Raw genomic sequence first — 19,821 nt, 5'->3', positions numbered from 1 at the left:
CAGCAATGACCGAAAACGCCCCGGGCATCCCTCTGGGCGCCTGGCTGGCCGAACTCAGCGATGAGCGGCTGATCCGGCTGCTGGAGTTGCGGCCCGACCTGACCCAGCCCCCGCCCGGCAGTATCGCGGCCCTGGCTGCGCGTGCCCAGGCACGCCAATCGGTCAAGGCCGCCACCGATGACCTGGACTTTCGTCACCTCGCCGTGATCGATGCGCTGCTGGTGCTGCACGCCGACACCACCGCGGTCCCGCTGTCGAAGCTCCTCGAGCTCATCGACGATCCCTCTGCGGAGGTGGTGGTCACCGCGGCGCTCGAGGATCTCCGCGAGCGCGCGCTCGTGTGGGGCGACGCGTCGGTCCGGGTGACCGCCGAGGCCGCGGCGGGCCTGCCGTGGTATCCGGGGCAGGCCACCGTCGAAGACGCCGAGCAGGCGGATATCAGCGAACGGCTCGCCGGTCTCGACGAGGCACAGTCCGACCTGCTGCACAAGCTGCTGGAGGGCTCCCCCGTCGGACGCACCCGCGATGCCGCCCCCGGCACCCCGCCGGACCGCCCGGTGCAGCGGCTGCTGGCCGCCGGGCTGCTGCGTCAGGTGGACGACGAGACGGTGATCCTGCCGAGGCTGGTCGGGCAGGCGCTGCGCGGGGAAGTCCCCGGGCCCGTCCGGCTGGTGCCGCCCGACCCCGTGGTGTCGACCACGACCGCTGCCGACGTGGACGCGGTGGCGGCAGGCGCAGCGATCGACCTGCTGCGCGAGGTCGATGTCGTCCTCGAAACTCTGGGCGCCACACCGGTTCCCGAGCTCCGCAGCGGTGGGCTGGGTGTGCGCGACGTCAAGCGGCTGACGAAGGTGACCGGCATCGACGAGGGTCGGCTCGGGCTGATCCTCGAGGTGGCCGCGGGGGCCGGGCTGATCGCGACGGGCATGCCGGAACCGGAACCGCAGGACGGCTCGGGGCCGTATTGGGCGCCGACGGTGGCCGCCGACCGGTTCCTCGAATCCACCACGGCGCATAAATGGCATCTGCTGGCGTCGACGTGGCTTGACCTGCCGGGCCGCCCAAGCCTTGTCGGTAGCCGGGGTCCGGACGGCAAACCCTATGCGGCACTGTCGGATTCGTTGTACTCAACCGCCGCCCCACTGGACCGCCGGCTGCTGCTGGAAATGCTCGCCGACCTCCCGCCGGGCGCGGGCGTGGACGCGACCCAGGCCTCGCGGGCGATGATCTGGCGTCGGCCCCGCTGGGCGGTTCGGCTGCAGCCCGGCCCCGTGGGCGCGCTGCTCACGGAGGCACACGCGATCGGCGTCGTCGGCCGCGGTGCGATCACCACACCGGCCCGGGCCCTGCTCGCGGGGGCCGACGGCGACGACGTCGTCAAGGCGATGGACAGGGTGTTGCCGCAGCCGATCGACCACTTCCTGCTGCAAGCCGACCTGACCGTCGTCGTACCCGGCCCGCTGGAACGCGACCTGGCCGAGCAGCTGGGCGCCGTGGCGAGCGTCGAGTCGGCCGGTGCGGCGATGGTCTACCGCGTCAGCGAGGCGTCGATCCGCCGCGCCCTCGACACCGGGCGCACCGCGGGCGAGCTGCATGCCTTCTTTGCGCGGCACTCCAAAACGCCTGTGCCACAAGGACTCACCTATCTCATCGACGACGTGGCGCGTCGGCACGGACAGTTGCGCGTCGGCATGGCCGCGTCCTTCGTGCGTTGCGAGGACCCCGCACTGCTGGCCCAGGCGATCGCCGCACCAGCGATGGAGCAGTGGGAGATGCGGTTGCTCGCCCCGACCGTCGCGGTGTCGCAGGCGCCGATCGGCGAAGTGCTCGCCGCGCTGCGGGAGGCCGGCTTCGCGCCTGCGGCCGAGGACTCGACGGGCACGATCGTCGATCTGCGGGCCCGCGGCGCCAGGGTGCCCGCACTGCCGCGGCGCCGCGCATATCGGACGCAGAGCCCGACCAGCCAGACGCTCGGCGCGATCGTCGCGGTGCTGCGCAAGGTGGCCGCGGCGCCGTCCAGCGGCATGCGACTGGATCCGACCGTCGCCATCACACAGCTCCAGGAAGCCGCTCACACTCAGGCGTCCGTCGTGATCGGCTATGTCGACCCGGCGGGCGTGGCCACCCAGCGGGTCGTCGCGCCGATCAACGTCCGCGGTGGGCAGTTGACCGCCTTCGATCCCGCGTCCGGCCGGGTGCGCGAGTTCGCGATCCATCGGGTCACGTCGGTGGTGGCCGCGGATTCGGCCTGATAATTCGCGGCCGACGGTGCACACTTCGAGGATGCAGATCCGAGGAGCGGTCGCCTTTGTCACCGGAGCCAACCGAGGCCTCGGACGCCAGTTCGCCGAACTGTTGGTCGCCCGCGGCGCGGCCAAGGTATACGCGGCGGCCCGTCGACCGGAGACCATCGAGGGGCCCGACGTGGTTCCGGTGCGGATCGACATCACCGATCCGGAATCGGTGGCGGCCGCCGCGGACATCGCAGCCGACACCACGCTGCTGATCAACAACGCGGGCATCGCGTCGTTCAACTCCCTGCTCGAGGCGCCGATGGAGGACGTCAGCGCGCAGATGGAGTCCCACTTCTTCGGCACGCTGTCGGTGACGAGGGCGTTCGCCCCGCACCTCATCGCCAACGCCCCCGCCGCGGTGTTGAACGTGCTGTCGGTGCTGTCGTGGCTCCATCCGCCGAGCGCGGGTTCATACAGTGCGGCGAAGGCCGCCCTGTGGGCGCAGACAGACACCGTGCGCGACGAGCTCGCACCACGCGGGGTGGCCGTCACCGCACTGCACGTCGGTTTCATGGACACCGACATGGTCGCCAGCGTCGACGCGCCCAAGAGCGACCCCGCGACGGTTGCCGCGGCGGCGCTCGACGGTGTGGAAGCCGGCCTGGTCGAGGTCCTCGGCGACGAGCTGACGCGCCAGGTCAAGGCCGGTCTGTCGGCGGACCGGGGCACCGTGGCCGCCCGCTGAAGCCGCTTGTGTCCGCGACTTCTGGATAATGGACAAAATGACCGACGGCCCCCTGATCGTGCAGTCCGACAAGACCGTGCTGCTCGAAGTCGACCATCCGCAGGCCGGTGCGGCCCGGGCCGCGATTGCCCCGTTCGCCGAACTCGAGCGTGCCCCCGAGCACGTCCACACCTACCGCATCACCCCGCTGGCGCTGTGGAACGCCCGGGCCGCGGGTCACGACGCCGAGCAGGTGGTCGACGCCCTGGTGACGTTCTCTCGGTACGCGGTGCCGCAGCCGCTGCTGGTCGACATCGTCGACACCATGGCGCGCTACGGGCGCCTGCAGCTCGTCAAGCATCCGGCGCACGGCCTGACGCTGGTGAGCCTCGACCGCGCGGTGCTCGAGGAGGTGCTGCGCAACAAGAAGATCGCCCCCATGCTCGGCGCGCGCATCGATGACGACACGGTCATCGTGCACAACAGCGAGCGCGGCCGCGTCAAGCAGATGCTGCTCAAAATCGGTTGGCCCGCAGAGGATCTCGCAGGTTATGTCGACGGCGAGGCGCATCCCATCAGCCTCGCGCAGGACGGTTGGCACCTGCGCGACTACCAGGAGATGGCCACCGAGTCGTTCTGGGAGGGCGGATCCGGGGTCGTGGTGTTGCCGTGCGGTGCGGGCAAGACGCTCGTCGGCGCCGCGGCGATGGCCAAGGCGTCCGCGACCACGCTGATCCTGGTGACCAACACGGTCGCAGGCAGGCAGTGGAAACGGGAGCTGATCAACCGCACCTCGTTGACCGAGGACGAGATCGGCGAGTACTCGGGCGAGAAGAAGGAGATCCGCCCGGTCACCATCGCCACCTACCAGGTCATCACGCGCCGCACCAAGGGCGAATACAAGCACCTCGAACTGTTCGACAGCCGCGACTGGGGGCTGATCATCTACGACGAGGTGCATCTGCTGCCCGCGCCCGTGTTCCGGATGACCGCCGACCTGCAGTCGCGACGGCGGCTGGGCCTGACCGCCACGCTGATCCGCGAGGACGGCCGCGAAGGCGACGTGTTCAGCCTGATCGGGCCGAAGCGTTACGACGCCCCGTGGAAGGACATCGAGGCCCAGGGCTGGATCGCGCCTGCCGAGTGCGTCGAGGTGCGGGTCACGATGACCGACAACGAACGGATGCTCTACGCCGTCGCCGAACCCGACGAGCGGTACAAGCTGTGCTCGACGGTGCACTCCAAGATCGCGGTGGTGAAGTCGATCCTGGACAAGCACCCCGATGATCAGACCCTGGTGATCGGTGCATACCTCGACCAACTCGACGAGTTGGGACAGGAACTCAACGCGCCGGTGATCCAGGGGTCGACCAAGACCGCCGAGCGTGAGGCGTTGTTCGATCAGTTCCGGCGGGGCGAAATCCCAACCCTGGTGGTGTCCAAGGTCGCGAACTTCTCCATCGACCTACCGGAAGCCAATGTGGCCGTGCAGGTTTCGGGTACCTTCGGGTCCCGTCAGGAAGAGGCGCAGCGGCTGGGCCGGCTGCTGAGACCCAAGGCTGACGGCGGCGGTGCGATCTTCTATTCGGTGGTCTCGCGTGACAGCCTGGATGCCGAGTACGCCGCACACCGTCAGCGGTTCCTGGCCGAACAGGGGTACGGCTACATCATCAAGGACGCCGACGATCTGCTCGGCCCGGCGATCTAGGTGTGCGGCCCAACCGGTTTCGCGACGGTCAGTAGCACCACCGAATCTTCGATCGCGCTCAGTCCGTGGCGTTCGCGGGGCAGGATGATGTGGTCACCGGGTGAACCGTCCCATCCCGACGACGAGTTGGTCACTCGAACCCTGCCCTGCAAGACCTGAAGCGTGGCTTCGCCCGGGCTCTCGTGGTCGTCGAGCTTGCTGCCTGCCGTCAATGCCATCAGGGTCTGGCGCAACGAGTGCTCGTGGCCGCCGTACACCGTGTGCGCGCTGCGGCCGCTGCTGGCCGCTCGAGCGGTTTCCAGATGCTCGCGAGCGAGTGCGGTCAATGAGATCTTCTCCATCGTCGACGCACCTTTCAGGCGATCGGATATGTAGTAGAGCGTGGCCGCCGGGATTCGGGCTGGCGAATACGCGGCTCGACCAATGCATCCTCCACCATTGTCGTCATCGACGGCACCGGCAAGGACCGATGGTGAATCACCCTGAAATCGCCCTGACGACGCGCGAGCCGCGCAAACGCGTTAGCCTCATCCCGGGTCGGCACCAGCCCTCGCGGGCGTTGAGCAGGAAGCGCAAACGGCACACATGAGCGGATACACCTCCTCACTTCGGCGGGTCGCCGGGATCGCGGCAACCGCAGCCGTGATCGGGATGGGCGCCCTCGTCGCGGCCACCCAGGCCGGCGCGCAGCCGGCCGCACCGTCCGTGCCAGGGCAAACACCGGCGCCGGGCCAGCCCGTCATGGAAGTTCCCGGCGCCGAGCCGGTGGCTGCCCCCGCGCCTCCTCCGGTCGGGCCGCCGCCCGTTCCGGAGATCGCCAACCCGCAGTACGGGCAGGGGAACACCGGCGGCCCGCTGGGCTTTCTGCGCGATGCCTGGCACATGGCCCAGGACCCGTACAGCTTCACCGGCCCCATGCAGCCCGGCGACATCAAGCCGAGCGTGCCCCCGCCGGGAGCCGGTCCAGCCCCGCAGCTGCCCCCTGGATACCAGTCGCTGACCGACCCCGCGTCCAACGGACCGGCGCCGACGAAGGTCTACGAAGGCGGTCCGCCGCTGCCGGAGGGGTACTACCCGCTCACCGGACCACCGCCACCCGGGTACTTCGATCCGCCGCCGGACCCGAGCGTGCAACAGCCCGTCGACCCGAACGCTCTGCCGGCCAACGGTCCCATCGCACCGCGTCCCTGACCGCTGGCTAGCTCAGCGCGGGGATGACCTCGCGCTCGAACATCTCGATACCGGAGCGGTCATATGCGGCCTCCGGGAAGTACATGATCGCGTACTCACAGCCCAGGTCGCGCAGGCGTGTCAGCTTCTCGATGGCCTGTTCCGTTGTGCCACTTGCGGAGTCGGGTGACTTCACATTGTCGAGCATCGCGTCGACCGCCTGCTCGTTGGCCACGGTGACCTGTCTGGCGCGCAGCCGGGCGATGCGTTCGTCGACATCGCGTTCCGATGTGCCGATCACGGCGTTGAAGTTGGCCGAGCGGACGATCGCGTCGTAGTCGGTGCCGACGTCTCGGCAATGATCCGCGAGCACCTGAGACTTGTGCGCGAAACCCTCGGGCTCCGAGGTGAAGTTCGTGTACTGCGCATACTTCGCCGCGATCTTCAGCGTGACCTTCTCACCGCCGCCCGCGATCCACATCGGCAAGCCGCCCTCCTGCAACGGCTTCGGGGCGACGATCGCGCCGTCGACCTGATAGTGCTTGCCGTGGAAGGTGACTCGGCCGTCGCGCCAGGCGTCGCGCATGATCTGCACGCCCTCGTCGAGCATCTTCAACCGCGTACCGGCGGAGGGGAATCCGTAGCCGTAGGCCTCCCACTCGTGCTGATACCAGCCGCCGCCGATGCCCATCTGCACCCGGCCGCCGGAGATGATGTCCGCGGTGGCGGCGACCTTGGCCAGATAGACCGGGTTGCGATAGCCCATGGCCGTGCACATCTGGCCGAGCTTGATGCGCGACGTGACCGCGGCGTAGGCCGACATCAACGACCACGCCTCGTGCGTCGCCTCATCGGTCGGCACCGGGACGGTGTGGAAGTGGTCATACACCCATAGCGAGTCCCACGCGTCGCTGCCGTCGGCGTACGTGGCGAGGTCACGCATCACCGACCACTGCTGATCCGGGGGAATGTCAACGAGATCGAGTCGCCAGCCCTGTGGGATGAACAGTCCGAAGCGCATGGTTCCCGACTCTATGCAACCAGCGGCGGCGGACGCCATCCTCCCAGCGCGGTTTCCAGCAGGCCCGCCACCGCGAGCGCCGTCACGTCCTCCCACGGCCTGGCCACGATCTGCACACCGACGGGCAATCCCTCCTTCGACGTGCCGCAGCGGACGACGACTGCCGGCCAGCCGGTGAGGTTGTGCGCCATCAGGTGGGAGAAGTCGGAGATCTCGACGAGGCCGTGGTGGTGCGGCTTGGCGGCGGTCGGCATCGCAGGCCCGATGATCACGTCGTAGTCCGCCATGAACTCGAGCATCTCGATGCGGTAGGCGTCGATCTCGGTGAGCCGCCGCCGCGCCTCCGACAGCGAGAAGTCGACCAGTCGTGCCTGCCTGAGGAACTCGGCGAGTTCGTCGGAGGGGTCGGTCGCCCCGATAGCCGCCAGGTCGGCTTCGAACCCTTCGCCGCGGTCTCCGCCGAGAAACACGGACTCCCACAGCAATTCCAAAGTGCGGCGCAGGCACAGCGGCGCGTTGTGCTCGACGACGCCGACCGCGTCCGACAGCACCCGCACCGCATCGCCGACCACGGCGGCGACATCGTCCGACGGAGGCGAGATCCCGTCGTCGAGGTAGGTGGCGACCCGAAGGCCGGTGAGGTCGACGTCGCCGGGGTCGCCGAGCGGCGCGGGCACCGCGTAGGGATCGCGCAGATCCGGGCCGTTCATGATCGACAGGCCCAGGTGCAGATCCGCGACGGACCTCGCCAGCGGGCCGTAGCAGTTGAACGGTCCGAACATGCCGAGCGCATCGCCGAAGACGCTGCCGGTCCGCGGGATTCGCCCGTGGGTGGGCTTGAGGCCGGCGATTCCGGTGTTGTGCGACGGCTGTCGGATGCTGCCGCCGCCGTCCGACCCGACACTCAACGCGGCACCGCCCGCACTGACCAGCGCCGCCGAACCCCCGCTGCTGCCGCCCGGCGTCCTCGACAGGTCGAACGGGTTGTTGGTGCGGCCGTAGACGTTGTTGTTCGACTCACCGCCGCGGCCCATCTCGGGGACGTTCGTCAGACCGAGCACGATCGCGCCTTCGTTGCGCAGCCGCGTCACCACCGTCGCGTCCTCGGAGGCGACAGCGCGCAGCGCCGGGCTGCCGCCGGAGCATTCGAGGCCGGCGACCTTCATGACGTCCTTGATCACGATGGGCAGGCCGTGGGCGCGGCCGAGCGGGGCGCCGCGCGCGACGCGGTCGTCGGCTTCCGCGGCGGCCGCCAGGCACTGCTGCGGATCCGTGGCCGACACGAGCGCATTGAGCGCCGGGTTGACCGCGTCGATGCGTCCGAGATGGGCCTGGACGACCTCGCGGCACGAGACCGTCCCGCTAGCCATCAACCGGACCAGCTCATGGGCAGGCAGCTGGCACAGATCGGTCATTTGTTAGCTCATCTCTCAAATTGACGCCGGCTCATACTGCCGATTTCACCATAAAAGCGGTGGTAGGGCCGTTATCAGTCTGCAACGGCGACATCTTTCAATCGGCGTATGCGTTCGCCGCAAGGTGTTGTATGGTGTGGCTCACAGGCAAGCATTCATGTGACGTGAGCCACAAGGAGGCGGATGTGGTCCGTGACCCGATGACGGGGTTGGAATCGCACCGTGTGCGCACCGACGCGCACCACCACGTTCGATGGTTCTACGTACTCCTGCTCGCTGTCATCGCGATTGCCGCGATCGCAGGCGTCGCGAGCACCTTGGCCATGGGTCAACCACAGGTCGCCTTCGTCATCGGCCTCGTCGCCGTGGCGTTCTTCTCGCGCGTCGGCTGCTGACGTGAGCCCACCGACCTGACGGACGTCAGGTCTAGCGTTGCCTCATGGCCCTTTCCAAAGAAGAACGCGAACAGTTTCTGGCCGAGCCGCATATCGGGGCGCTCTCGGTGAGCGCAGGCGACAAACGCGGACCCCTGACCGTGCCCATCTGGTACCAGTACAGTCCCGGCGGCGAACTGTGGGTGCACACCGGCAACGGTTCGCGTAAGCACCGGCTGATCGAGTCGCAGGGTGAGTTCACGTTGATGGCCCAGCGCCTCGAACCGACGGTGCGATACGTGTCGGTCGACGGTCCGGTCAGCCGCATCGAACCGGCCACCGACTACCAACTCGTCGAGATGGTCAAGCGCTACCTGCCGCCCGAAAAGGTCGACGGCTACCTGGAGTTCGCGCGCCGCGAGCACGGCGAGGGGGTGGCCATTTTCATGAAGCCCGCGCACTGGCTCTCCGCCGACCTCGGGGCGATCTGACCGAAACGGACTGTCCACGTAACGAAATCTTCACGCGGCGCTAACCACGAGCGACGGCGTCGGCGGCCGACGGACTGTATACAAGTGACAATTCGACGGCCCTCAGTGGAGATACCCGTATGACGATCCCGGTGAGCATCGACGCCAAACCTTATGTGTGGCCTTACGACGGCGACATCGTCCCCGCGCATACCGCGTTGATCAACATCGACTGGCAGGTCGACTTCTGCGGTGAGGGCGGCTACGTCGACCGGATGGGCTATGACCTCTCGCTGGTCCGTATGCCGCTCGGCCCGGCCCAGCGGGTGCTCAACGCGGCACGCGACGCCGGGCTGTTCATCATCCACACCCGCGAGGGTCACCGGCCGGACCTGTCGGATCTGCCGCCGAACAAGAGATGGCGCTCAGCGCAGATCGGTGCCGAGATCGGATCAGTCGGTCCGTGCGGACGCATCCTCACCCGGGGCGAGCCGGGGTGGGAACTGGTGCCCGAAATGGCGCCGCTGCCAGGCGAAGTGGTGATCGACAAGCCCGGCAAAGGCAGCTTCTACGCGACGGATCTTGATCTGATCCTGCGAACGAATCAGATCACCCACATCATCTTCACCGGGATCACCACCGACGTCTGCGTGCACACCACGATGCGCGACGCCAACGACCGCGGCTACGAGTGCCTGGTGGTGTCCGACGCGACCGGGGCAACCGACTACGCCAATCACCTTGCCGCACTGAAGATGATCACGATGCAGGGCGGCGTGTTCGGGGCGCACGCGACGAGTTCGGATGTGCTGGCCGCCCTGGAGACGCTGTGGGCGCGAATGGCCTCCGAACCGATAGCCGCGGTGGGGTGATCACACCGTCTCGAACGCGAAAACCCCGGAACCGCAGTGGTTCCGGGGTCTTCGCGTATCGGTTTAGAGCAGCGACTGCGGCGGGTTGAACCGGTCGCCGTAGCGTGCGGCCAGCTCCTTGGCGCGGGCGACGAACGCTTCCTTGCCCACACCTGCAGGACCCTCATAGCCGACGATGAACTGCGCCGAACCACCCGTGTACGGCGGGTAGCCGATGCCCATGATCGAGCCGATGTTCGCGTCGGCGGTCGACGTGAGAACGCCCTCGTCGAGGCACTTCTGGGTCTCCAGCGCCTCGGCGAACAGCATGCGGTCGATCATGTCCTGCAGCGGGATATCCGTGCTTCCGGAGTTGAACGTCTCCTTCAGACCCGGCCACAGACCGACGCGTTTACCGTCGACGTACTCGTAGAAGCCGGCACCCTTCAGCCTCGACGGGCGACCGATCTCGATCATCTTCTCGACGACCGCCTCCGCGGGATGCGGCTCGTGCGTCTTGCCGTCGGCCTCTGCGGCCTTGCGGGTGGCGACGGCGATCTTGTGCATCAGCTCGAGGTTGAGCTCGTCGGACAGCTGCAGCGGCGGCGCCGGGTAGCCGGCCTGCGAACCCGCCTGCTCGATGCTGGCCGGTGCGACACCCTCGCCGAGCATCGCCAGCGCCTCGTTGACGAAGGTGCCGATGACGCGGCTGGTGAAGAAGCCGCGGCTGTCGTTGACCACGATCGGGGTCTTGCCGATGGCCAGCGTGTAGTCGAACACCCGGGCCAGCGCCTCGTCAGAAGTCTTCTCGCCCTTGATGATCTCCACCAGCGGCATCTTGTCGACGGGTGAGAAGAAGTGGATTCCGATGAAGTCCTCCTGGCGCTTCACGCCGGTCGCCAGACCGGTGATCGGCAGCGTGGAGGTGTTCGACCCGAGCAGCGCGTTGGGCTCGACGATGTCCTCGATCTCCTGGAACACCTTGTGCTTGAGGTCCTGATCCTCGAACACCGCCTCGATCACGAAGTCGACACCCTTGAGGTCGGCGGCGTCGGCCGTCGGCGTGATCCGGGCCAGCAGCGCGTCGCTGCGCTCCTTGGTCGTGCGGCCCCGCTCGAGCGCCTTGGCCTCCAGCTTCTCGGAGTACCCCTTGCCCTTCTGCGCGGCTTCCAGGCTGACGTCCTTGAGGACGACGTCGAAGCCGGCCTTGGCTGACACATAGGCGATACCGGCGCCCATCATGCCTGCACCCAGCACGCCGATCTTCTTGATCTCCTGCTTGGCGATGCCTTCGGGGCGCGAACCGCCACCGTTGATGTACTGCAGGTCGAAGAAGAACGCCTGAATCATGTTCTTGGCGACCTGGCCGGTGGCCAGCGAGGTGAAGTAGCGGCTCTCGATGCGGCACGCGGTCTCGAAGTCGACCTGCGCACCCTCCACCGCGGCGTCCAGGATCGCCCGCGGAGCGGGCATCGGCGCACCCTTGAGCTGCTTCTTCAGCAGCGCGGGGAACGACGGCAGGATGGCCGCCAACGCCGGACTGGACGGGGTGCCGCCCGGCATCTTGTAGCCCTTTTGGTCCCACGGCTGGGTGTGAGCGTCCGGGTTGGCCTTGATCCACGCCTTGGCGGCGGGCACCAGTTCGTCGACCGAGCCGACCACCTCGTCGACCAGACCGACGTCCTTGGCTTTGCCCGGCTTGAACCGAGTGCCCTGCGAGAGCACCTCCATGAACGCCTTCTGGATACCGAACATCCGCACCGAGCGGGCGACACCGCCTGCCCCAGGCAGCAGGCCGAGCGTCACCTCGGGGAAGCCCACGACGGCGCCGGGTACGTCGGCGATGATGCGACGGTGGGTGGACAGGCAGATCTCCAGCCCGCCGCCGAGCGCGGCGCCGTTGATGGCGGCCACCACCGGCTTGCCCAGCGTTTCGAGCGCACGTAGATCGCGCTTGATTCCCTCGACCTCGTCGAAGAACTCGCCTGCGTTCTCGGGCTGCGCCTGGATGATCGAGTTGAGGTCACCGCCGGCGAAGAAGGTCTTCTTCGCACTGGTGATGACCACACCGGTGATCGAATCCTTCTCGGCGACAAGGCGTTCGACCGTCTTGTGCATGGACTCGCGGTAGTGCTCGTTCATCACGTTGGCCGAACCGGTCGGGTCGTCCAGCGTCAGGGTGACGATGCCGTCGGCATCCTTGTCCCACTTGATGGTGTTCTCTGCCATGGTCTTTCGTTTCCTCTGTTCCGACGCGGCTCAGACGCGCTCGATGATGGTGGCCACACCCATGCCGCCGCCGATGCACAGCGTGATCAGCGCACGCTTGGCGCCGCGCCGCTCGAGCTCGTCGACCATGGTTCCGGTGATCATGGCGCCGGTGGCGCCCAGCGGATGACCCATCGCGATGGCGCCACCGTTGACGTTGAGCTTCTCGTCGGGGATGTTCAGATCCTTCTGGAACTTCAGCACCACCGAGGCGAACGCCTCGTTCAGCTCGAACAGGTCGATGTCGTCGACCGTCAGGCCCGCACGGTCGAGCACCTTCTTCGTGGCAGGCGTCGGGCCGGTCAGCATGATGACCGGATCCGCACCGCTGGTGGCGGTCGCCACGACGCGGGCGCGCGGGGTCAGGCCCTGCGACTTGCCTGCCTGTTCACTGCCGATGAGCACCAGCGCGGCGCCGTCGACGATGCCCGAGCTGTTGCCGCCGGTGTGGACGTGGTCGATCTTCTCGACGAAGTGGTACTTCTGCAGCGCCACGTCGTCGAAGCCGCCCATCGCGCCGAGGTCGGCGAACGCCGGCTTCAGCTTGGCCAGGCTCTCCAGTGTGGTGTCCGGGCGCATGTGCTCGTCGTGGTCGAGGATGACCAGACCGTTCTGGTCGCGGACCGGCACGACGGACTTCGCGAAGTAGCCGCCCGACCACGCCGCGGCCGCCTTCTCCTGGCTGCGCAGCGCGTAGCGGTCGACGTCCTCGCGGGAGAAGCCCTCGAAGGTCGCGATCAGGTCGGCGCCGATGCCCTGCGGCACGAAGCCGATGCGGTAGTTGGTCTCGGGGTCACCGGCCCAGGCGCCACCGTCGGAGCCCATCGGAACGCGGCTCATCGACTCGACGCCACCGGCGATCACCAGGTCGTCCCAGCCGGAGCGGACCTTCTGCGCGGCGAGGTTCACGGCCTCCAGGCCCGAGGCGCAGAAGCGGTTGAGCTGGAATCCGCCGGTGGTCTCCGGCAGGTTGGCCACCAGCCCCGCGGTGCGGGCGATGTCGCCGCCCTGGTCGCCGACGGGGGACACGCACCCTAGGATCAGATCGCTGATCAGCGTCTCGTCCAGGTCGGGGAAGCGGCTGCGCAGTTCGTCGATCAGGCCGACAACCAGGTTGACCGGCTTGACCTCGTTGAGGGCGCCGCCCCGGTTCTTGCCGCGAGGTGTACGGATGGCCTCGTAGATGAAGGCTTCTTCAGACATGAAGATTTTTCCTGTTCAGATGGGATTGTTGGGAGCCTGCCCACATGGGCGGTAGTCCTCTTGTCGCAGCCTAACAGCCCCACCCAACCGGCTGGTTGGGCGGCTGGTTCTTCCGCGGAGCAGACGCGAAGTGCCCATTTCTCGCGGCGTGTTGGGGCGGTTTGCGCCTGCTCGGCATGATGGTGGCCGTGACAGTCAGACGTCTGCAGCCATATGCGGTGACGATCTTCGCCGAGATGTCTGCGCTGGCGGCGCGCATCGGCGCCGTGAACCTGGGTCAGGGCTTCCCCGACGAGGACGGTCCGCCGGCGATGCTGAAGATCGCGGAGAACGCGATCGCCGAGGGCGTCAACCAGTACCCGCCGGGTCTCGGCATCGCACCGCTACGCGAGGCGATCGCCGCGCAGCGCAAACGGAACTTCGGAACCGACTACGACCCGGACACCGAGGTGCTGGTGACGGTCGGCGCCACCGAAGCCATCGCCGCGTCGATCCTCGGCCTCGTGGAGCCGGGCTCGGAGGTGCTGCTGATCGAGCCGTTCTACGACTCCTATTCCCCCGTGCTCGCGATGGCGGGCTGCGAGCGGCGCGCGGTACCGATGGTGGCCGACGGGCGCGGCTTCGCGATCGACGTGGACGGCCTGCGCCGCGCCGTGACGCCGAAGACGAAGGCGCTGATCGTCAACACTCCGCACAACCCGACGGGGATGGTCGCCAGCGACGCCGAACTGAAAGCGCTGGCCGAACTCGCCGTCGAGGCAGATCTCCTCGTGATCACCGACGAGGTCTACGAGCACCTGGTGTTCGACGGTCGCAGCCACCTCCCGCTCGCGAACTATCCGGGCATGGCCGAGCGCACGATCACCATCTCCAGCGCGGCGAAGATGTTCAACGTCACCGGCTGGAAGATCGGATGGGCCTGCGGCCCCGCCGAACTCATCGCCGGGGTGCGCGCGGCCAAGCAGTACCTCTCCTACGTCGGCGGGGCGCCGTTCCAGCCCGCCGTCGCCCACGCGCTCAACACCGAGGACATCTGGGTGGCCGCCTTGCGGGACTCGCTGCAGACCAAGCGCGACCGACTCGGGTCCGCGCTGTCCGACATCGGCTTCGAGGTCCACGACAGCCTGGGCACCTATTTCCTGTGTGCCGACCCTCGGCCGCTGGGCTATGACGACAGCACGGCGTTCTGCGCCGAACTGCCCGAGAAGACGGGTGTGGCGGCCATTCCGATGGCGGCGTTCTGCGACCCGGACGGTGCGGACTTCGAGAAGTGGAACCACCTGGTGCGCTTCGCGTTCTGCAAGCGCGACGACACCCTCGACGAGGCCATCCGCCGACTGTCGTCCATACGACGTGGCAGCCGCCAGCTGTGACGATGGACCCTCAACGCCGGCGACCTGGGCCAGCTATGTTGCGTCGATGCTGCGGGCGACGGCCCAAAGCGCTTCGAGGTCAGCCTCTTCCGTCCGCAGCGGGTTCACCACCACGTCGGTGGCGCCCGCCGCCAGATACGCGTGCAACCGTTCGGTGACCTGCTCCGCCGACCCGATAGCCGCGAGGTCGACCACGGACTCGAGACCTTCCCTGGCGATCACCTTCTGATACGACAGGATCGACGCGTAGAAGCTCAACCGCTCCGCCGCCACTTCTCGCGCGGCACCGATGTCGCCGGATACGAGCACCGGCACGGCGGCGATGATCCGTGGCGTGGGCCTGCCGGAGTCCGCGGCGGCCTTGTCGATCGTCGGCTTGATGAACTCGGCGATCGTTCGCGGGCCGGCCAGGTTAGGCAGTGTGCCGTCGGCGAGTTCACCCGCGACCCGCAGCGCCTTCGGTCCCATCGCGGCGACGTAGATCGGAATCGGCGTGCCACCTGGAACGTGCACGGGCAGGTTGGGCGCGGCAGTGATCTCGTCGCCGTGATGCTCCACGGCACCGCTGTCCAGCACCGAGCGCAGCACCACCAGATGCTCTCGTAGCCGCTGCAGCGTATTGGCCGCCGAGATGCCGAACGCCTGGCGTTCCAGCTCATGCCCACCGAGCGCGAGCCCGAGGCTGAAGTTGCCGTGCGCCGCGGCCTGCGCGGTCTGCGCCAACGACGCGATGATCAGCGGATGGCGCGGGTTGATCGGTACCGCATAGGTCCCGACGCCGAGACCCGGCACCGCGGCGCCGATCAGCGCGGACAGCGCCAGCGAGTCGGCGTCGAGCCGTTGCCCCAACCAGATCTGTCTGACACCGGCCGCGAAGGCACGTTTGGCCTCCGCGATGGCGGCGTCGACGAGGTTCTCGGCTTGTGGATCGGGGGCGAGGACGACTCCGGTAGGCATATCGCGCGTAACCAAGCGACGGTGGCGGCCTATTCCGAACCACTTACGCCGATCGAAAGCCTTGCGCGTTATGCGGTACTGCCTGCCATCACGCGTTCACGCAGCGCCTCAGTCGCGATGTCGAGCACCATCTGCTTCCCCCGCCGGACCAGGAACCGGGGCACCGGAGTCGCCAGATCGAGGATGATGTCGAACCGCACCCGCGTCTTCCCCTCGCCCTCGCGGACGAGGTTGTACTCGGCATGCTGACCCCGCTGCTGACCGGTTGCGGTCGCATCCCAGACCATCCAGTCGTCACCCCAGTGGTACTCGAGGAGCTCCTTGTCGGTGATCCCCATGATCCGGAACGTCGCCTTGACGTGGTGTGGCCGACCGTCGGGATGACGGTCGACGACTTCGGTGTGCTTGTGCAACGGCGACCACGAGGGCACGGCTTCGATGTCGGCGAGCGCGTCCATGATCGCCTCAGGCGAGGCGTCGAAGACCACCTCTCTGGATGCTCGGACAGTCATAGTGGCAAATGATAGCTACCTTGTCTTCCACATGTAATGGAATTTGCAGCTAATTTTCACCAGTTGATTTCGGAGATCGGGGTGGTCTCTTTGGGTGGCGTTCCGACCGGTCCCGCCGGGGTGCGGGAGAACCGTGGCGCCGGAGCAGCCTGCTCGACACCGTGGGGTGAGATCACCGTCGAACGCGCCAGCAGATGCTCGTTGTCCGCGGCCTCGGTCCAGGTCAGCACCGGGGTGACGCAGGCATCCGTGCCGGCGAAGACGGCGCTCCACTCGTCGCGCGTCCGACTCTTGAACCGGTCGGTGAAGATCGCACGCATCCGGTCGTACGCGCCGGTGTCCGACTGGCTGGGCACCTCATCGGGTGACAGCCCGAGGCCCTCGAGGAGTTGCGCGAAGAACTGCGGTTCGATGGCGCCCACCGCCATGTACTTACCGTCGGACGTTTCGTACGTCCGGTAGTACGGGGCGCCGCCGTCGAGCAGCCACGACTCGCGTTGGTCTTTCACCGCACCGTTCGCCTTCATCGTCCACATCATCTGCGCCAGGGTGCTGACGCCGTCGACCATGGCGGCGTCGATCACCTGGCCCCTGCCCGACCGCTCGCGTTCGTAGAGCGCGGTGACGATGCCGAGCAGCACGAGCATGGACCCACCGCCGAAGTCGGCCACGAGGTTGAGCGGCGCGACGGGCGGCCGGTCACGAAAACCGATGGCCGACAACGCCCCCGTCTGGGACAGGTAGTTGATGTCGTGGCCTGCGGTCATCGCCAGCGGGCCGTCCTGTCCCCACCCGGTGATCCGCGCGAAGATCAGCCGCGGGTTGACGGCGGCACAGTCGTCCGGCCCGATGCCGAGGCGTTCGCACGTACCCGGACGAAAGCAGTCGAGCAGCACGTCCGCCTTGGCAGCGAGGTCGAGCAGGGTCTGCGGCTCCTTCTTGACATCGAGGTCGACGGTGCGCTTCCCGCGGTGCATCAGATCCAGGTGCTCAGGCGGCATCGCGAGGCCACCGGGCCGCCGCACCCGAACGACGTCTGCGCCCAGGTCGGCGAGCACCATCCCGGCGTGCGGCCCCGGACCGATGCCGCCGAGTTCGATGACCTTCACCCCGGCGAGGGGTCCCGAATTCGTCACGCGCCGACTCAGCTTCCCCTCTTCACCTTCAGCACCTGCTTGCGCAGTCCGTCGGTCGCGGTTTCCATCGCCCCCTTCATCGCCCGCTTGAGGACGAACCCGGGTAGCGGCACCGACAGGTCGATGGAGATGTCGAAGCGCACCTTGGTCTTGTCGCCGTCGGGCGTCAACGTGTAGGACGCATCCTGCGATTTGAGCGCACTCGCGCTGATCAACGTCCAGCTCGCGCTGTCGTCGGTCCAGCTGTACTCGACGACCTGCTCATCGGTGATACCCGCCGACTTCACCTTCATCTTGACGCGGCGCGGCCGTCCGTCGTCATAGGACTCCAGCACCTCGGCGCTCTGATACTGCGACGACCAGGTCGGCGTGGCCTCGACATCGGCGATGACGTCGAGGATCTCCTCCGGGCTCGCCTCGATTACGACCTCGCGGGAATCGCTGGTAGCCATCTCGCGACGATAGCCCGATACGGTTGGCCACATGGAACTTTGGGAGCTTTCGGCGCGCGAGCGGATCAGGGACACGCTGGCCCGCTACAACTGGTCCGGCGACGCGATGCGACTGACCGAGCTCGCCGAATCCTTCTGCGAGGACGGTGCACTCGAGTTGCGCGGCGGCAAGTCCGTGCGGGGCCGTGACGCCATCCTCGAGTTCCTCGGCGGCGCAGTCGCTTCGCCGAATGCGACGGCCCAGCAGTCGGGGGTGCGGCGCATCGTCCGCCACAACGTGACGAACATCCGCTTCACCGCGCTGACGCCGCAGCGCGCCGAGGTGGCGTGCTACTTCACCGTCGTCACCGAGATCGGCCTCGACCACTACGGCCGGTATCGCGATGTGTTCGTGCCCGTCGGCGACGAGTGGCTGATACAGCACCGCTTCGTCTCGACCGACTGGCATGCGCCGAACTCGACGATGGCCGGTTAACCGGGCGGGATCAGCATCGACTGCCAGGTCTGGTTGCCCGCGTGCGCCAGGTTCGCCTGCGTGTGACGCTGGCCGTCCGGTCCGACGTACTCACCGGTCGCGGGGTCGTAGGGCACGGCGACCACCGGCGGCGGGGGCGCCGCCGCAGGCGGGATCGCGGTGCCGGTGCCCGCCGGCGGGGGCAGCCGGGGATCGAGACCCGGTGCGTACTGCGGCACTCCCTGTCCGGACAGTGTGGCGTTGGGGTCTCCCTTCCAGTTGTAGCCGTCGTTGAGCGGCACGTACTGCTCGTCACTTTCGCAGATCTCGACCGACGGGGCTCGCTTACCAGGCACCGTCTCGCACGGAATGTTGCGCACCCCACGGACATTGAGGCCGGAGTCCTGCGGCACCCGGCAGTACAGCTCGCCTGCCGGGCGCTCGGGCGCATCCTGCAGGGACGGCGAACGCTGTTGGCGCACAGGCAAAAACCCGGTGTTGCACGGTGGCGGCAGGTTGAGGTTGAGGTTGAAGTCGAGGTAGACGCCCTTGTAATCCTGCTTGGTGCCCGAGTTGGGCAGGATGATCGCCGACATGACGGCGGTGCCCTGCGGGAACAGCACCAACAACTGCTCGATGTCGCTGCGGTAGGCCACGGCGATGTCGCCGAGACTGACCATGTCGGCCAGCAGTATCGGCAGCGCGGGCGCCATCCGGTCGAACAGTGCCCGGCCCTCCTCCAGGGCTGGACCCCCTTGGGTGAGCAACCCGGCGAAGGCGGTGTCCTGTGCCTTGAGCTGGCCGGTGATCGAAGCCATCCGGTTGGCCCAGGTCTCGATCGAATCCGCCGTCTGCACTTGGGAATTCAGCACAGGTGGTGACTGGTCGATCAGCTTCGTGATCGGGTCGACGGTTCGGCCGGCCTCGATCGCCAGTGCCGTCGATCCGTCGACGATGCGGGACAGTTCCGGACCGAGTCCGGCGACCGCCGTGGCGGCCTCGTCGACGACGGTGCGCAGATTGTCCTGCGGGATCGCCTGTAGCGCCTGGTTGGTAGCGTCGAGCAGGCTGCCGATCTCCGGCGGCACCTGGACCCGGTCCACTCCGATCACGTCGCCTGCACGCAGGAAATTCGCGTCGGAGTCGTCTGTCGAGGGAATCAACTGGACGAACTGCTCACCGACGGCGGAGCGGCTGTGCACCTCCGCGGTGACGTCGGACGGGATCTTGGTCGACGAGTCCAGTTTCAGAACGGCCTGCACACCGTCGCGGGTTACCTCGACGGACGTGACCCTGCCGACCTCGGACCCGCGGTAGGTGACGACCGATGTCGGATACAGCCCGCCGGACGACGGCAACTCGAGAATCACGTTGTACCGGCCGATGCCGATCAGCGCAGGCACGTTCACGAAGCCGAAAGCCATGATGCCGCCTGCGATCACCGTGACCGCGGCGAGGATCGCAAGCTGAATCCACACCGTGCGGGGCAGACGCACCAT

19 protein-coding genes are annotated in these 19,821 nt (G+C 67.6%); 9 read left to right on the top strand and 10 right to left on the bottom strand.

Annotated features, from left to right (window positions below):
- The first annotated feature begins 5 nt into the window (after positions 1 to 5).
- The 3 genes from G6N43_RS07125 to G6N43_RS07115 are packed head-to-tail and all read left to right on the top strand — an operon-like array spanning position 6 to position 4,666.
- Complete coding sequence (locus G6N43_RS07125; protein WP_083149182.1) at positions 6 to 2,252, top strand: helicase-associated domain-containing protein; 2,247 nt, start codon at positions 6 to 8, stop codon at positions 2,250 to 2,252.
- Between the two features lie 31 nt (positions 2,253 to 2,283).
- Entirely contained in the window at positions 2,284 to 2,979 is a 696-nt protein-coding gene (locus tag G6N43_RS07120) for an SDR family oxidoreductase (RefSeq protein WP_083149183.1), read from the top strand.
- 37 nt (positions 2,980 to 3,016) lie between these two features.
- Complete coding sequence (locus tag G6N43_RS07115; protein ID WP_163658038.1) at positions 3,017 to 4,666, top strand: DNA repair helicase XPB; 1,650 nt, start codon at positions 3,017 to 3,019, stop codon at positions 4,664 to 4,666.
- On the opposite strand, the gene G6N43_RS07110 is transcribed toward G6N43_RS07115, so the two are convergent.
- Entirely contained in the window at positions 4,663 to 5,007 is a 345-nt protein-coding gene (locus G6N43_RS07110; RefSeq protein WP_083157815.1) for a cupin domain-containing protein, read from the bottom strand. The two genes, G6N43_RS07115 and G6N43_RS07110, sit on opposite strands and share 4 nt — an antisense overlap.
- A 244-nt stretch (positions 5,008 to 5,251) precedes the next feature.
- Here G6N43_RS07110 and G6N43_RS07105 point away from each other — a divergent pair, with 244 nt between their 5' ends.
- Positions 5,252 to 5,857 carry a hypothetical protein gene (locus G6N43_RS07105; protein WP_083157816.1) on the top strand — a complete coding sequence of 202 codons (606 nt, stop codon included), beginning with the start codon at positions 5,252 to 5,254 and terminating at the stop codon, positions 5,855 to 5,857.
- Positions 5,858 to 5,864: 7 nt separating this feature from the next.
- Here G6N43_RS07105 and G6N43_RS07100 read toward each other — a convergent pair whose 3' ends face one another.
- A complete protein-coding gene (locus G6N43_RS07100) occupies positions 5,865 to 6,857 on the bottom strand; it encodes an LLM class F420-dependent oxidoreductase (RefSeq protein WP_083157817.1) in 993 nt (330 codons plus the stop codon).
- A gap of 11 nt (positions 6,858 to 6,868) precedes the next feature.
- Entirely contained in the window at positions 6,869 to 8,272 is a 1,404-nt protein-coding gene (locus G6N43_RS07095; protein WP_083157818.1) for an amidase, read from the bottom strand.
- Positions 8,273 to 8,436: 164 nt separating this feature from the next.
- On the opposite strand from G6N43_RS07095, the gene G6N43_RS07090 reads away from it, so the two are divergent.
- The 3 genes from G6N43_RS07090 (at position 8,437) to biuH (ending at position 9,988) form a co-directional block, all read left to right on the top strand.
- Positions 8,437 to 8,667, top strand: coding sequence for a hypothetical protein (locus G6N43_RS07090; protein WP_133056613.1), 231 nt, complete (start codon positions 8,437 to 8,439; stop codon positions 8,665 to 8,667).
- A 44-nt stretch (positions 8,668 to 8,711) separates the two neighbouring features.
- A complete protein-coding gene (locus G6N43_RS07085) occupies positions 8,712 to 9,137 on the top strand; it encodes a pyridoxamine 5'-phosphate oxidase family protein (RefSeq protein WP_083157819.1) in 426 nt (141 codons plus the stop codon).
- A gap of 119 nt (positions 9,138 to 9,256) precedes the next feature.
- Entirely contained in the window at positions 9,257 to 9,988 is a 732-nt protein-coding gene (gene biuH, locus G6N43_RS07080; RefSeq protein WP_083157820.1) for a biuret amidohydrolase, read from the top strand.
- A 63-nt stretch (positions 9,989 to 10,051) separates the two neighbouring features.
- On the opposite strand, the gene G6N43_RS07075 is transcribed toward biuH, so the two are convergent.
- Together G6N43_RS07075 and G6N43_RS07070 are read right to left on the bottom strand one after the other, a co-directional pair.
- On the bottom strand, positions 10,052 to 12,196 hold the full coding sequence (locus tag G6N43_RS07075; RefSeq protein ID WP_083157821.1) for a 3-hydroxyacyl-CoA dehydrogenase NAD-binding domain-containing protein: 2,145 nt from the start codon (positions 12,194 to 12,196) through the stop codon (positions 10,052 to 10,054).
- Positions 12,197 to 12,226: 30 nt separating this feature from the next.
- Complete coding sequence (locus tag G6N43_RS07070; protein ID WP_163658036.1) at positions 12,227 to 13,438, bottom strand: acetyl-CoA C-acetyltransferase; 1,212 nt, start codon at positions 13,436 to 13,438, stop codon at positions 12,227 to 12,229.
- 188 nt (positions 13,439 to 13,626) lie between these two features.
- Between G6N43_RS07070 and G6N43_RS07065 the strand changes: the two genes are divergently transcribed.
- Positions 13,627 to 14,811 (top strand): pyridoxal phosphate-dependent aminotransferase, encoded by a 1,185-nt coding sequence (locus G6N43_RS07065; protein WP_083153820.1) that lies wholly within the window; start codon positions 13,627 to 13,629, stop codon positions 14,809 to 14,811.
- A gap of 33 nt (positions 14,812 to 14,844) precedes the next feature.
- Here G6N43_RS07065 and G6N43_RS07060 read toward each other — a convergent pair whose 3' ends face one another.
- The 4 genes from G6N43_RS07060 to G6N43_RS07045 all read right to left on the bottom strand — a co-directional run bounded on the left by G6N43_RS07060 (position 14,845) and on the right by G6N43_RS07045 (position 17,868).
- Positions 14,845 to 15,768, bottom strand: a complete 924-nt coding sequence (locus G6N43_RS07060; RefSeq protein ID WP_083153783.1) for a TIGR03564 family F420-dependent LLM class oxidoreductase — start codon at positions 15,766 to 15,768, stop codon at positions 14,845 to 14,847.
- 68 nt (positions 15,769 to 15,836) lie between these two features.
- The gene (locus G6N43_RS07055) at positions 15,837 to 16,280 is read right to left on the bottom strand and encodes an SRPBCC family protein (protein WP_083153781.1); all 444 of its coding nucleotides are present in this window, start codon (positions 16,278 to 16,280) and stop codon (positions 15,837 to 15,839) included.
- A gap of 56 nt (positions 16,281 to 16,336) precedes the next feature.
- A complete protein-coding gene (locus G6N43_RS07050; protein ID WP_083153779.1) occupies positions 16,337 to 17,416 on the bottom strand; it encodes a CaiB/BaiF CoA transferase family protein in 1,080 nt (359 codons plus the stop codon).
- 8 nt (positions 17,417 to 17,424) lie between these two features.
- Positions 17,425 to 17,868: an SRPBCC family protein gene (locus tag G6N43_RS07045; RefSeq protein ID WP_083153777.1), complete on the bottom strand. Its 444-nt coding sequence runs from the start codon at positions 17,866 to 17,868 to the stop codon at positions 17,425 to 17,427.
- Between the two features lie 31 nt (positions 17,869 to 17,899).
- Here G6N43_RS07045 and G6N43_RS07040 point away from each other — a divergent pair, with 31 nt between their 5' ends.
- On the top strand, positions 17,900 to 18,343 hold the full coding sequence (locus G6N43_RS07040; protein WP_083153775.1) for a nuclear transport factor 2 family protein: 444 nt from the start codon (positions 17,900 to 17,902) through the stop codon (positions 18,341 to 18,343).
- On the opposite strand, the gene G6N43_RS07035 is transcribed toward G6N43_RS07040, so the two are convergent.
- Positions 18,340 to 19,821, bottom strand: a complete 1,482-nt coding sequence (locus tag G6N43_RS07035) for an MCE family protein (protein ID WP_083153773.1) — start codon at positions 19,819 to 19,821, stop codon at positions 18,340 to 18,342. The genes G6N43_RS07040 and G6N43_RS07035 overlap by 4 nt on opposite strands.

It is taken from the genome of Mycolicibacterium moriokaense (genome assembly GCF_010726085.1).
GTDB lineage: Bacteria > Actinomycetota > Actinomycetes > Mycobacteriales > Mycobacteriaceae > Mycobacterium > Mycobacterium moriokaense.
Note: the sequence above shows the minus strand (reverse complement) of the source record. Positions and strands in the feature narration are given on the sequence as shown.

What these genes read in the sequence shown, in the direction of transcription:
- G6N43_RS07125 (WP_083149182.1), top strand. Translation starts at nt 6, where the DNA reads ATGACCGAAAACGCCCCGGGCATCCCTCTGGGCGCCTGGCTGGCCGAA.
- G6N43_RS07120 (WP_083149183.1), top strand. Translation starts at nt 2,284, where the DNA reads ATGCAGATCCGAGGAGCGGTCGCCTTTGTCACCGGAGCCAACCGAGGC.
- G6N43_RS07115 (WP_163658038.1), top strand. Translation starts at nt 3,017, where the DNA reads ATGACCGACGGCCCCCTGATCGTGCAGTCCGACAAGACCGTGCTGCTC.
- G6N43_RS07110 (WP_083157815.1), bottom strand. Translation starts at nt 5,007, where the DNA reads ATGGAGAAGATCTCATTGACCGCACTCGCTCGCGAGCATCTGGAAACC.
- G6N43_RS07105 (WP_083157816.1), top strand. Translation starts at nt 5,252, where the DNA reads ATGAGCGGATACACCTCCTCACTTCGGCGGGTCGCCGGGATCGCGGCA.
- G6N43_RS07100 (WP_083157817.1), bottom strand. Translation starts at nt 6,857, where the DNA reads ATGCGCTTCGGACTGTTCATCCCACAGGGCTGGCGACTCGATCTCGTT.
- G6N43_RS07095 (WP_083157818.1), bottom strand. Translation starts at nt 8,272, where the DNA reads ATGACCGATCTGTGCCAGCTGCCTGCCCATGAGCTGGTCCGGTTGATG.
- G6N43_RS07085 (WP_083157819.1), top strand. Translation starts at nt 8,712, where the DNA reads ATGGCCCTTTCCAAAGAAGAACGCGAACAGTTTCTGGCCGAGCCGCAT.
- biuH (WP_083157820.1), top strand. Translation starts at nt 9,257, where the DNA reads ATGACGATCCCGGTGAGCATCGACGCCAAACCTTATGTGTGGCCTTAC.
- G6N43_RS07075 (WP_083157821.1), bottom strand. Translation starts at nt 12,196, where the DNA reads ATGGCAGAGAACACCATCAAGTGGGACAAGGATGCCGACGGCATCGTC.
- G6N43_RS07070 (WP_163658036.1), bottom strand. Translation starts at nt 13,438, where the DNA reads ATGTCTGAAGAAGCCTTCATCTACGAGGCCATCCGTACACCTCGCGGC.
- G6N43_RS07060 (WP_083153783.1), bottom strand. Translation starts at nt 15,768, where the DNA reads ATGCCTACCGGAGTCGTCCTCGCCCCCGATCCACAAGCCGAGAACCTC.
- G6N43_RS07055 (WP_083153781.1), bottom strand. Translation starts at nt 16,280, where the DNA reads ATGACTGTCCGAGCATCCAGAGAGGTGGTCTTCGACGCCTCGCCTGAG.
- G6N43_RS07045 (WP_083153777.1), bottom strand. Translation starts at nt 17,868, where the DNA reads ATGGCTACCAGCGATTCCCGCGAGGTCGTAATCGAGGCGAGCCCGGAG.
- G6N43_RS07040 (WP_083153775.1), top strand. Translation starts at nt 17,900, where the DNA reads ATGGAACTTTGGGAGCTTTCGGCGCGCGAGCGGATCAGGGACACGCTG.
- G6N43_RS07035 (WP_083153773.1), bottom strand. Translation starts at nt 19,821, where the DNA reads ATGGTGCGTCTGCCCCGCACGGTGTGGATTCAGCTTGCGATCCTCGCC.